The following is an 11728-nucleotide window of genomic DNA, read 5'->3' on the forward strand; positions in this document are numbered from 1 at the left end:
CTGCGAGACGATTCATGACCAGCCAGACGCGCGCCCGCGCCGCCATCATTCTCGCCGCCGGCCAGGGCACGCGGATGAAGTCGCCCCTGCCCAAGGTGCTGCATCCGGTGGCCCATCGCGCCATGCTGGACCACGCCATCGACGCGGCCGAGGGCCTGGGCTGCGAACGGATCGTCGTCGTGGTCGGAACCCACTCCCCCGAGGTCCGCGCCCATGTGGTCAAACGCCTGGGTGAGGCCGCTATCGCGGTCCAGGATCCCCCGCTGGGCACTGGCCACGCCGTCCGTGCGGCCGAACAGGCGCTGAAAGGCTTCGACGGCGAGGTGGTCGTCACTTACGGCGACGTGCCCCTGCTGAAAGCCGCCGACATCGAATCCGTCTTCAACGCGGACGGCGTGACGGTGATCGGTTTCGAGGCCCGCGATCCCGGCGCCTATGGGCGGTTGATCCTAGACGGCGACGCCTTGACCGCCATCACGGAGGCCAAGGAAGCCTCGGCCGAAATCCTTGCCATCACCGCCTGCAACTCCGGCGTCATGGCGGCGCCCGCCGCCCTGCTGTTCTCGCTGCTGGCGGATGTCCGCAACGACAACGCCAAGGGCGAATACTATCTGACCGATGTGGTCGAACTGGCGCGTCGCGCCGGCCATCCGACCCGCGCCGTCTTCGCCGCCGAGGACGCCGTCATGGGCGTCAACTCCCAGGCCGAACTGGCCCAGGCCGAGGCCCTGTTCCAGACCGTCCAGCGTGAGACCTTCCTCGCCGCCGGCGTGACCATGAGCGCGCCCGACACCGTCCATTTCGCCTGGGACACCCAAGTCGGCGGCGGAACCGTGATCGAACCCTTCGTGGTCTTCGGCCCCGGCGCGGTGATCGAGGGCGGCGCCCGCATCCGCAGCTTCAGCCACATCGAGGGCGCCCGCGTCGCCTCCGGCGCCGAGGTGGGCCCCTATGCCCGCCTGCGTCCCGGCGCTGACCTGGCCGAAGGGGTCAAGATCGGCAATTTCGTCGAGGTGAAGAACGTCAAGATGGCCCAGGGCGCCAAGGCCAACCACCTGGCCTATCTAGGCGACGGCTCGGTCGGCGCAGGCGCGAACATCGGCGCCGGGACCATCTTCTGCAACTACGACGGCTTCAACAAGGCCCGGACCCAGGTCGGCGCCGGGGCCTTCGTCGGCTCGAACTCCAGCCTGGTCGCCCCGGTCGTCATCGGCGACGGCGCCATCGTCGCCTCGGGCTCGGTGATCACCGAGGACGTGCCGGCTGACGCCCTGGCCTTCGGCCGTGCGCGACAGATCCTCAAGCCGGACGCCGGTGCCGCCTTCCGCGAGAAGGCGAAAGCTCAGAAAGCCGCAAAATCCAAATGAGCGACATCCAGAAGAAGAACGCCGGCGAAGCCGCCGCCGCCCATGTCGAGGCCGGCATGGTCGTCGGCCTGGGCACCGGCTCGACCGCCGCCTGGTTCGTCAAGGCGTTGGCGGCGCGGGGCCTGCCCGGGCTGTGCTGCGTCCCGACCTCGGAAAAGACCGCTGACCTGGCGCGCGAACTGGGCCTGACCCTGTCGACGCTGGAAGACACGCCCCGCATCGACCTGACCGTCGATGGCGCGGACGAGGTCGGTCCTGGCCTGGCCCTGATCAAGGGCGGCGGCGCGGCCCTATTACGCGAGAAACTGGTGTGGGAGGCGTCGGCGCGCTGCATCGTCATCGCCGACGCCGCCAAGGTGGTGCCGGTGCTGGGGATCTTCCCCCTGCCGATCGAGGTGGTCGCCTTCGGCCACAAGACCACGGCCAATCGTATCGCCGACGTCTTGATCGATCATGACATCAATCAGCCCGCCCGCGTCCGCCAGGCGGATCGCGGCCTGGTCCGCACCGACGGCGGCAATCTGATCTATGACGCGGGCTGCAAGGCCATCCACGATCCGGTCCGCCTGGCCGACGATCTGAAGCTGATCACCGGCGTCGTGGAACACGGCCTGTTCCTGGACCTCGCTGACCTCGCCATCATCGGCACGGATGAAGGCTTCGAGGAACGCCTGCCCTAATAGACGCCCTTGCGGCTCAATACAGCCGGGATCGTGCGCGCCAGGATCATCAGATAGACGCGCACCGTCCGGTTCCTGACCAGCCAGACGTCCATCGCCACCCGACGCGGATAGGGCACGTCGTTGCGGCCCGACACCTGCCATAGGCCCGTCAGGCCCGGCCGCACGGCGCAATAGTCGGCCAGCCGCCGCCCATACAGCGTCGCCTCGTCCAGCACGATCGGGCGTGGTCCGACCAGCGACATCTCGCCCCTCAGCACGTTCAGCAACTGCGGCAGCTCATCCAGGCTGGAGACGCGCAAGACACGGCCCAAGCGCGTGACCCGCGTATCGCGTCGAAACTTGCGCGCCGCATGCCATTCCGCGTCCACGAGGTCCGGCAGGCTGGCCTCGGCGTCGATGGTCATGGACCGAAACTTCAGGCAGTCGAACACCTGTCCGCCTCGCCCGATCCTTTGCTGGCGGAACATCGCCGGTCCCCCGTCCTGCGCCCTCACCGCCAGGGCGGTCAGCGCCAGCAGCGGGAGCAGGATCACTAAGGCGCACGATGACAGAACGACATCCAGAATGCGGATCGGGCCGGAACCGTCGTTGCTACGCCGTATGGTGACGGGACTTGCAGGTTCAACCCGACGCCCGGCAACCTCCATTGTCGACATTCATCCAGTCCCCCCAGAATCATCATTTCTCAGGGTTGTGGAATTATCAACCTAAATGCGACAGCCGCCGCATCGAGATTGACCGCCAATCAACATGCTACCATAAGTTGATTGTGACCGAGAAATCTCCCCGATCCAGCGAACCAACTACTGTTGATGCCGAACCGCGCTGGTCCGGCCTCCGGTCTGTCGGCTTTATCGTCGGCCTCAGCGTGCTTCTCTGGATTCTGATCGCGACCGGGGTCTATCTGGCCGTCCGAGCCATCCTCTGATCAGTCGCCACCCCACCAGCTCAGCGCGAAGGCCGTGCGCTGCCCATCAACCGAAACCGTTCCGGTGATGACGGGCGTCTGGTCGCCGAGATTGCGCCGCGCCGTCGCCAGCGCGCCCTGGTCGATCCGCCCCTGCAGCCGCACGACGCCGCCGCCCGGCGCGGAACCTGTCATCTGCACAGTGTTGTCGGCGATCGCATAGGCGTCTGGGTTCACCCGCATCGCCCCCTGCGGCCCGACCAGCGACAGGATCAGCGGCGGCGAGCTGCCTTGTCCCGCCTCCCAGGCCGTGAACGCCGTCGCCTGACCGACAAACAGCGACGCCTCCTGGCTGCTCCCCTGGCCGACAGGGCGATAGTCGCCCGAGATGTCGGCGCTCAGTCGATGACTGAACCGTGCGGTTTCAGGCGTCGGCGCCGCCGCCTCCCGACGCTCGCAGGCGCTGAGGGCAAGCAAGCCCATGACGACGATCGCACCAAGGCGCCGTCTCATCGATCCAGCGCCTGATCCAGCGCGCGGAAGCCGGCGATGGCGATCTCGGTCGCGCTGGTGAAGACCGACGGCGTGATCCGCTCGAAGGTGTCGCTGGGGCGGTGATAATCGGGGTGATAGTCCACACCCATGTAGAGGAAGGGCACGCCCGCCGCGTGGAAGGCGCCGTGGTCGGACGCCTCGACCCAATTGTTCTCGCCCGTATCCTGCGGCGTGTCTTTGCCGAAAGCGAAGGACACGGCCCCGTTCGGCTGCACGACCTCCAGCACTGGTCTCAAGTTGGGATGTTGATAGGTGCCGGTGACCCACAGATGGCCGTCGGTCTCGGCCCGCGCCGTCATGTCGAAGTTCAGGTTCAGGCTGATCGACGACAGCCGCACCGGCGGCGCCTTGACGAACTCGCGCGCGCCCAACAGACCCCGCTCCTCCCCGTCCAGAGCCACGATCAGCACGCTGTGTTCCGGCGGCTGGGCCTTCAGCCGCGCAGCCAGCTCCAGCATGGTCGCCACGCCCGAGGCGTTGTCGTCCGCGCCATGGAAGATCTGACCGTCGTTGACCCCCACGTGGTCGTAGTGCGCCGTCACGACGATATAGCGATCCGCAACGCGCGTTCCGGGGATCAGGCCGACAATATTGACGCCGCTGAACGTCTTGACGCCTTCGCGCGTGCGGCCCAGCGCCTCGAACGGTTGCAAGCGCCCGAACGGCGGCGCCTGCACGCCGATGGCTTCCAGCCGGGACACGATATAGGCGCGGGCCCGCTCTCCGCCCGGCGATCCGGTGTCTCGCCCCTCCATGTCGTCCGCCGACAGGATGCGAACGTCCTCCAGCAGTTGGCTCGGCCCCGTCGCGACGGGGGTGACAGAGGCGACAGGCGTCGTTGCGACGGGAACGGCGTTGCAGCCGGTGATTATCAGGGCGGCGCCGGTCAGGACAAGGCAGAGAGTCGAACGATTCATACAGGCTCCAACACAGAATCCGGACCCTAGCGCCGACCGATCGGGCCGTCAGCCTACGGTTCTGTCATCATCGGCTTTGCGCGATGCACGGCCGCCGCGACAGATGATATGACGGCGAAATGGCCTCCGCGATTCCTCTCGAAACTCCTGTCGAAGATCTGACCGCCGAAACGGCCGCCAAGGCCCTGGCCTGGCTGGCGGCCGAGATGGCGCGCCACGACGCCCTTTACGCCGAGGCGACGCCCGAGATTTCGGACGCGGACTACGACGCCCTGCGCGCCCGGAACCTTGAGATCGAGGCCGCCTTCCCCGACCTGGTCCGCCCCGACTCCCCGTCCAACAAGGTCGGCGCCGTCGCCTCCAGCCAGTTCGCCGAAGTCCGCCACGGCGTGCCCATGCTGTCGCTGGACAACGCCTTCGATGAAGGCGAGGTGCGCGACTTCGTCGCCCGCATCGCCCGCTTCCTGAAACTACCCGCCGACGAACCCATCACCTTCGTCGCCGAGCCCAAGATCGACGGCCTGTCCGCCAACCTCCTCTATGTCCATGGCAAGCTGACTATCGGCGCCACACGCGGCGACGGCCGCTCCGGCGAGGACGTCACCGCCAATCTGAACACCATCGCCGATGTGAAACAGACCCTGGCCGGCGAGGACTGGCCCGACCGGATCGAGATTCGGGGCGAGGTCTACGCCCCCAACGACGCCTTCGCCGCCTTCAACGCCGCAGCGGAAGCCGAGGGCCGCCGCACCTACGCCAACCCCCGCAACTTCGCCGCCGGCTCCCTGCGCCAGAAGGACGCCCGGATCACGGGCAAACGCCCGCTGAGCTTCTTCGCCTACGCCTGGGGCGAACATTCCAGCGACTTCGCCGAGACCCAGTGGGAAGCCCTGCAAAAGCTCAAGACCTGGGGCTTCCCCGTCAACGCCCGCTCGCGACGTGTCGAGGGCGCGGAAGGCCTAATCGCCGTCTATCGCGAGCTGGAACGCGACCGCGCGACCCTGGGCTATGACATCGACGGCGTGGTCTACAAGGTCGACCGCCTCGACTGGCAACGCCGCCTGGGTTTCGTCGCCCGCAGCCCCCGCTGGGCCATCGCCCACAAATTCCCGGCGCAACAGGCGACCACAGTGCTGGAAGGCATCGACATTCAGGTCGGCCGCACCGGCTCCCTGACCCCCGTCGCCCGTCTGCATCCAGTCACGGTGGGCGGCGTCGTCGTCCGCAACGCCACCCTGCATAATGAAGACGAGATCGAACGTCTGGACGTCCGCATCGGCGACACCGTCCGCCTCCAACGCGCCGGCGACGTCATCCCCCAGATTCTGGGCGTGGTCCCCGACCAGCGCCCGGCCGACGCCGTCCCCTATGTCTTCCCCGACGAATGCCCGGTCTGCGGCTCCGAGGCTGTGCGCGAGGGCGACGAGGTCAAGCGCCGCTGCACCGGCGGCCTGATCTGCGACGCCCAGATCGTCGAACGGCTGAAGCACTTCGTCGGCCGCCGCGCCTTCGACATCGAGGGCCTGGGCGAGAAACAGCTGGTCGCCTTCAACGCGCGCGGCTGGATCAAGGAGCCGGCCGACATCTTCCGCCTGGCGCGCGACGAGGCGCGGCTGAAGGAACTGGAACGCGAAGACGGCTATGGCGAAACCAGCATCCGCAACCTGGTCGTCGGCATCGACGCCCGCCGCGTTATCTCGCTGGACCGGTTCCTGTTCGGCCTGGGCATACGTGACATCGGCGAACAGACCTCCATCGTCCTGGCCCGCGCCTTCGAAACCTGGCCCGCGCTGAAGGCCGCCTGTCTCCAGGCCGCCTCGGGCGTCTCGTCGGACGCCTGGACCACCCTGGCCGCCGCCCACGCCATATCGCCCCGTGTCCTGACCCTGATGGCCGAGGCCACGCCCCCCGCCGCCGATCCCTGGCCCGAGGCGACCCTGGACATGAAGATCAGCCAGGCCTTCCCCGGCATGGCCGCCCCCGCTCGCCGTTCGCTGGCGACGATGACGGACGACTGGTCCGGCCTGGTCGAACTGGCCCGCGTGGCGCGCGAGGAAGGCCCGTCCGAAATGCTGAACCAGATCGCCGGCGTCACCGGCGTCGGCCCCGTCGCCGCCCTGGCCCTGGCTCACTTCTTCCACGAGCCGCACAATCTCGAAGTCGTCGCCGCCCTCGAAGCCGAGTTGACCGAAATCCTCGACGCCGAACGCCCGAAGTCCGACACCCCGGTCGCCGGCAAGACCGTCGTCTTCACCGGCGCCCTGGAACGCTTCACCCGCGACGAAGCCAAGGCCCGCGCCGAAAGCCTGGGCGCCAAGGTCTCGGGTTCGGTGTCGAAGAAGACCGACTATCTGGTCGCCGGCCCCGGCGCGGGATCAAAGCTCAAGGACGCCGAGAAGCACGGCGTCCAGGTTCTGACCGAGGACGAATGGCTGGCCCTGATCGACGACCAAAGTTGACTTAAGGTCCGGTTTTCGTTGGCGATACCCGTTGTTTCAGCCTTGTTTTCAACTGAAACCGGGATCAACGTCGCCTTCAACGGGCGGCGCAACCGCCCGACGAAAGGGAACGACTATGAAGATCAAGATCATGCTGGCCGCAGCCACCCTGGCGGCCGCCCTCGCCTCCCCGGCCCTGGCCGGCGATCCGACCGGCCTGTGGCAGACGCCGACCAACGGCGGCCAGGTTCGCATCGCGCGCTGTGGTCAGGCGCTGTGCGGCACACTGGTGACTTCGAACCATATCCGCACCGACGCCAACGCCCGCGACACGCAGAACCGCGACACCGCCCTGCGCAGCCGCACGCTTCGCAACCTGCCCATGCTGACCGGCTTCACCGGCGGCCCGACGGAATGGCGCAACGGCTCGGTCTACAACCCGGCTGACGGCCGCACCTATCGCGGCACCATCACCATGACCGGGGACAACAGCCTGAACCTGCGCGGCTGCGTCGTCGCCCCTCTGTGCAAGACCCAGACCTGGACCCGCATCCAGTAGGATCGAAGCCCCGTACAGACGAAAGGCCCGGCCGGAGCGATCCGACCGGGCCTTTTTCGTGTCCGCCTATCGGCCTTAGCGATTCAAGGCCGCCCGCGCCGCCTCGGCATAGCGGTGCCCCGTCGCGGCGCCCTTGGGGAAGACCGCCTCGATGCGCGCCAGATCCTCGGGCGTCAGGACAACGTCCGCAGCCGCCGCGTTCTGCTCCAGGGTCGCGATGAGGCGTGTGCCGGGGATCGGAACCAGATCCTCGCCCTGCGCCAGAACCCAGGCCAAGGCCAGCTGGGCGGCGGTGACGCCCTTGTCAGCGGCGATGGTCTTCACGGCTTCCACCAGATCCAGGTTCTTCTGGAAGTTCTCGCCCATGAAGCGCGGATTGGTGCGACGGAAGTCATCGGCGTCGAGATCGTCGATCGAGGTGATGTCGCCCGACAGGAAACCCCGGCCCAGCGGGCTGTAGGGCACGAAACCGATGCCCAGTTCGCGCACGACCGAGAACAGCTCCTCCTCGGGATCGCGCGTCCACAGCGAATATTCCGTCTGCAGCGCCGTGATCGGATGGGTCGCATGGGCCTTGCGCAGGGTCTCCGGCGCGGCCTCGGACAGGCCCAGGAAGCGGACCTTGCCCTCTTTTACCAGTTCGGCCATCGCCCCGACCGTCTCCTCGATCGGCGTGTCCGGATCGACGCGGTGCAGATAGTAGAGATCGACGTGATCGACGCCGAGGCGTTGCAGGCTGCCCTCGATGGCGCGGCGAACATTGGCCGGGCTGCCGTCGGTCATAAGCTTGGTGCGGTCGGCGTTGTAGTTGATGCCGAACTTGGTGGCGATGAAGGCCTGGTCGCGCCGGTCCTTGAGCGCCTTGCCCACCAAAACTTCGTTGGTGTGGGGACCGTACATCTCGGCGGTGTCGAACAGGGTAATGCCGAGATCGAGCGCGCGATGAATGACCGAGATGGACTGGGCCTCGTCCGAGCCGCCGTAGAAGGCGCTCATGCCCATACAGCCCAAACCTATGGCCGAAACCTCGGGGCCGTTCGGACCCAGCTTGCGCGTCTTCATGAGGCCTTCTCCTGTCGATGTGGGGGATCGACCCAAAACCCTAAAGTGGGGGGCCGATAATCAGGAGATGGTCGCTGCAACAGCGGGCTTCAAGCCCGGCCGCGCTTTGCGATGGTACCGCCTCTCAGGCTTGAACTGAGGACCTCCGGTTCCACAAACCGGCGCTCTAACCAACTGAGCTAAGGCGGCCCGCGCATCGCGAGGCGCGTTCTCTACCGGGCCTGCGGGAAGCGATCAAGCGACTTCGTGACATTTCGCGAGAGATTTCAGACGCAGACTGCACAAACGAACAACGCCCCGGAGATTGCTCTCCGGGGCGTCTTGTCTATTGCCGTGGCGATCACCCGAGGGTGAAGGGCACCCGGACGCGGAACGTGGCGTCTTGAGCCGCACCATCGACGGTCCGCGGGGACAGTTGTCCACGCTGAACCACCCGAATGGCGGCGCGGCCGAAGCCCATGCCGGCGGGCTCTTCCGAGATCACGCGGCAGTTCGCCGGTGCGCCGTTCGAGCGCGCAGTGCACTCGACCGTAGCCGAACCGCTGATTTCCCGCTCCAGCGCACGCGCCGGGAAGTCGTCAGCAGTAGGACGCGGCTGACGCGACCACTGAACGTTGGTGATCGTCGACGGGCGCGGCGGAGCCGGAGGGGCGGGCGGAGGCGGCGGTCCAGGAATATTGACGGGCGGACCCGTATATTCGACGCGGTCTTCCTTCTTCGTCGGCGTGATGTTCACCGGCGGAGGCGGCATGACGTTGGGAACCGGGGCCGGAACGCGCACCTGAAGCTTTGGCGGCGGAGGCGTATCCGTCGGCGGAGGCGGCGGGGGCGGAGGCGGCGGAGGCGGCGGAACCGGCTCGACCAACTCGACCTCGACGGACTCGTCGACGTAGTTGAACTCCTTCAGCTTGAACTTCGACTGTTGCAAGAAGAAGATCAGCAGAGCGAACAGGATGGTGACGACCAGCAGGCAGACGATCAGCACGGGGTAGGACACCCCCATGAAGCCCTTGGCCTTCGGTACGTCGTAACGACTGCGATGATATTCGACGTCTGTCATTCTATCTCCGCACCCTAATTCGTCGCCTGGTCTTCGCCGACCAGTGCAACACTATAGAAGCCGTTATCCTGGAGCGCATTCATGACCTGCATGAAGTCGCCGTAACGGGTGTTCTGGTCGCCCCGAATGAAGATCCGCTCATCCGCCGGGTTCCGCGCGCCGATCTGTTCTTTCAGATCGTCACCCAGAGATCCGACGTCGGTCCTGAAGTCGCCCACATAGACGTCGCCGTCATTCTGGATCGAAATATAGACCGGCTTGGGCGGGTTCGGGGCCGCCTTGGCGACGGCGATTGGCAACTCTACCGGCACCGACACGGAAGCAAGCGGAGCCGCGACCATGAAGATGATGAGCAAGACCAACATGATATCAACGAAAGGCGTGACGTTGATGTCGCTGTTGGCCTCGACCTGGTTGCCGCCGCCGCCCGATTTAATCTTGGCGGCCATCCGTCTTATGCTCCCTTGTCGAGCTGACGCGAGATGCCGTTCAGCAGCTCAGCAGCGAAGCCGTCGGCGCGGGTGCCGTATGCGGCGATCCGCGTGTTGAAGTAGTTGTAGAACACAACGGCCGGGATAGCGGCGAACAGACCGATACCGGTGGCCAGCAGGGCCTCGGCGATACCCGGAGCAACGACGGCCAGGTTGGTCGTGTTGGACTGAGCGATGCCGATGAAGGAGTTCATGATGCCGTAAACGGTGCCGAACAAACCGACGAACGGACCGATCGAACCGACCGAAGCCAGGAACTGCTGTCCGCCCGACAGGCGCAGGGCCAGACCGGATTGAACGGCGGTGACGGCGGCGGCAGCGCGGCCCAGAGCCGAGTCGAGGTGATCGCCCGTGACGGACAGACCGGCCTGACGCGACAGCTCGACTTCCTCGGTGGCTGCGGCGGCCATGTCGGCCAGCGGGTTGCCGTCGAACTCTTCCTGGGTCGAGACGGCGCGCATGTCAGCGATGGTGCGGGCGCCGCGGAAGCTTTCGAGGAAGTTGTCCGTCTTGCGGTTCAGAGCGCCGAACTCGAACAGCTTGATGAGCAGAAGGGTCCACGAGAGGATGGAGGCCAGCATCAGGCCGGCCATGACGACCTTAACGACGACCGTAGCTTCCATGAACATGGAGATCGGCGTGATGTCGCCGCCGTGACCGCCGCCAACGGCTTCGTTCATGCTTTCGGGGTTGGCCGCGTCGGCGGCCGGAGCCATTGCCGTCGGGGTCGCCGCAGGTGCGGCAGCCGGGGTCGGCTCGGCCGGGGCCTGAGCCAGGACCGGCGAGCTCGCCATCAGCGCGGCGGCGCCCGCCATGGCGAGAAGGATGTTCGTCTTTTTGCTGTTCAGCATAATTCGCCAGTTCCTGCTTGGTCTGACTCGTGGAACCAAAGGTGCGGCCATAGTCAGCGACCGCCCCCCAACCTGAAATGTTTCCTTCAACGCGCCCCGTCCTATCGAGGATCCGAGCCCGCTGAAATCTTCGGTAGAGACTGTCCGGTCGCCCGCCCAGCCTCTGATGATCGAACCTTCGGAGAGCGCGTCTCCTGTAATCCGTATTAACGCCTCCTTGGGAAGGCGTCTCAACCCTTTGACGAACCCTTACCGGAGCGTCAAGGGACAAGAGCGGCTTTTAACCCGTCGAGAGACATGGAGAAAAGTTCCACCCAACCCCACATTAAAACGTAGAGACGCGACGTTTTCATGATGATCCAGCATCATTTAGAGCAGGATTGCCGGAAACCGGCCTCTCATGAGGGAAACTTCCCTGAATGGTCGAAACAAAGACCATTCCCTCCATCACCCGCACGTTGACCCTACGACGCAAGGCGTCCCGGCAATGGATGATGCCGCAAACGTATGACGTTGTGATGTGAGATAAGTGATGGTGCCTGGAGGCGGGTTCGAACCACCGACACGCGGATTTTCAATCCGCTGCTCTACCAGCTGAGCTATCCAGGCGCCGACGCGGCGTCGCGAGAGGCGGGTCTATAGGGGAGGCTTTTCCGCCTGTCCAGCGCCCAATCAGTCCTTTTCGCCATCATCTTCGGCGCCCTCGTCCAGGGCGGCCGGAATGGCGTAGCCGCCGGTGAACCAGCGCTGCAGATCGACCTCGGAACAGCGGCGCGAGCAGAATGGTTTGTATTTCGGATCGGCGTCGGCCTTGAGGCAGATGGGGCAGGTCGCCATG

At 66.0% G+C, this 11728-nt stretch carries 13 protein-coding genes and 2 tRNA genes; 5 read left to right on the forward strand and 10 right to left on the reverse strand.

Going from position 1 to position 11728, the window contains the following annotated elements; all coding sequences use genetic code 11:
* Nucleotides 1-14 precede the first annotated feature (14 nt).
* Entirely contained in the window at nucleotides 15-1367 is a 1353-nt protein-coding gene (gene glmU, locus ACP7BH_RS04715) for a bifunctional UDP-N-acetylglucosamine diphosphorylase/glucosamine-1-phosphate N-acetyltransferase GlmU (RefSeq protein ID WP_425983258.1), read from the forward strand.
* Complete coding sequence (rpiA, locus tag ACP7BH_RS04720; protein ID WP_425983256.1) at nucleotides 1364-2047, forward strand: ribose-5-phosphate isomerase RpiA; 684 nt, start codon at nucleotides 1364-1366, stop codon at nucleotides 2045-2047. The genes glmU and rpiA overlap by 4 nt, the downstream gene beginning before the upstream one ends.
* Here rpiA and ACP7BH_RS04725 read toward each other — a convergent pair.
* The gene (locus tag ACP7BH_RS04725) at nucleotides 2044-2706 is read right to left on the reverse strand and encodes a sugar transferase (protein ID WP_426043331.1); all 663 of its coding nucleotides are present in this window, start codon (nucleotides 2704-2706) and stop codon (nucleotides 2044-2046) included. The two genes, rpiA and ACP7BH_RS04725, sit on opposite strands and share 4 nt — an antisense overlap.
* On the opposite strand from ACP7BH_RS04725, the gene ACP7BH_RS04730 reads away from it, so the two are divergent.
* Nucleotides 2664-2978: a hypothetical protein gene (locus ACP7BH_RS04730; RefSeq protein WP_425984834.1), complete on the forward strand. Its 315-nt coding sequence runs from the start codon at nucleotides 2664-2666 to the stop codon at nucleotides 2976-2978. The two genes, ACP7BH_RS04725 and ACP7BH_RS04730, sit on opposite strands and share 43 nt — an antisense overlap.
* On the opposite strand, the gene ACP7BH_RS04735 is transcribed toward ACP7BH_RS04730, so the two are convergent.
* Both ACP7BH_RS04735 and ACP7BH_RS04740 read right to left on the reverse strand, forming a co-directional pair.
* Nucleotides 2979-3470: a hypothetical protein gene (locus tag ACP7BH_RS04735; protein WP_425983254.1), complete on the reverse strand. Its 492-nt coding sequence runs from the start codon at nucleotides 3468-3470 to the stop codon at nucleotides 2979-2981.
* Entirely contained in the window at nucleotides 3467-4429 is a 963-nt protein-coding gene (locus ACP7BH_RS04740) for a M28 family peptidase (protein ID WP_425983252.1), read from the reverse strand. The genes ACP7BH_RS04735 and ACP7BH_RS04740 overlap by 4 nt, the downstream gene beginning before the upstream one ends.
* Before the next feature lie 119 nt (nucleotides 4430-4548).
* On the opposite strand from ACP7BH_RS04740, the gene ligA reads away from it, so the two are divergent.
* Both ligA and ACP7BH_RS04750 read left to right on the forward strand, forming a co-directional pair.
* Nucleotides 4549-6888, forward strand: a complete 2340-nt coding sequence (gene ligA, locus ACP7BH_RS04745; RefSeq protein ID WP_425983250.1) for an NAD-dependent DNA ligase LigA — start codon at nucleotides 4549-4551, stop codon at nucleotides 6886-6888.
* 115 nt (nucleotides 6889-7003) lie between these two features.
* Nucleotides 7004-7426, forward strand: coding sequence for a DUF2147 domain-containing protein (locus ACP7BH_RS04750; protein WP_425983248.1), 423 nt, complete (start codon nucleotides 7004-7006; stop codon nucleotides 7424-7426).
* A 75-nt stretch (nucleotides 7427-7501) separates the two neighbouring features.
* Here the strand turns inward: ACP7BH_RS04750 and ACP7BH_RS04755 are convergent, their stop codons facing one another.
* The 7 genes from ACP7BH_RS04755 to ACP7BH_RS04785 all read right to left on the reverse strand — a co-directional run bounded on the left by ACP7BH_RS04755 (nucleotide 7502) and on the right by ACP7BH_RS04785 (nucleotide 11727).
* Nucleotides 7502-8488 (reverse strand): aldo/keto reductase, encoded by a 987-nt coding sequence (locus ACP7BH_RS04755; RefSeq protein WP_425983246.1) that lies wholly within the window; start codon nucleotides 8486-8488, stop codon nucleotides 7502-7504.
* Nucleotides 8489-8600: 112 nt separating this feature from the next.
* Nucleotides 8601-8677: transfer RNA gene (locus tag ACP7BH_RS04760), tRNA-His, on the reverse strand.
* Between the two features lie 151 nt (nucleotides 8678-8828).
* Nucleotides 8829-9548: an energy transducer TonB gene (locus ACP7BH_RS04765; RefSeq protein ID WP_409714808.1), complete on the reverse strand. Its 720-nt coding sequence runs from the start codon at nucleotides 9546-9548 to the stop codon at nucleotides 8829-8831.
* Between the two features lie 14 nt (nucleotides 9549-9562).
* On the reverse strand, nucleotides 9563-9997 hold the full coding sequence (locus tag ACP7BH_RS04770; protein ID WP_425983244.1) for an ExbD/TolR family protein: 435 nt from the start codon (nucleotides 9995-9997) through the stop codon (nucleotides 9563-9565).
* A gap of 5 nt (nucleotides 9998-10002) precedes the next feature.
* Complete coding sequence (locus tag ACP7BH_RS04775) at nucleotides 10003-10890, reverse strand: MotA/TolQ/ExbB proton channel family protein (RefSeq protein ID WP_346495468.1); 888 nt, start codon at nucleotides 10888-10890, stop codon at nucleotides 10003-10005.
* A 533-nt stretch (nucleotides 10891-11423) separates the two neighbouring features.
* Nucleotides 11424-11499 (reverse strand) — tRNA-Phe (locus ACP7BH_RS04780).
* A 63-nt stretch (nucleotides 11500-11562) separates the two neighbouring features.
* Nucleotides 11563-11727 carry a DNA gyrase inhibitor YacG gene (locus ACP7BH_RS04785; RefSeq protein ID WP_425983242.1) on the reverse strand — a complete coding sequence of 55 codons (165 nt, stop codon included), beginning with the start codon at nucleotides 11725-11727 and terminating at the stop codon, nucleotides 11563-11565.
* Nucleotide 11728: the final 1 nt, after the last annotated feature.

This window comes from Brevundimonas sp. TWP2-1, assembly GCF_049897645.1.
Classification (GTDB): domain Bacteria; phylum Pseudomonadota; class Alphaproteobacteria; order Caulobacterales; family Caulobacteraceae; genus Brevundimonas.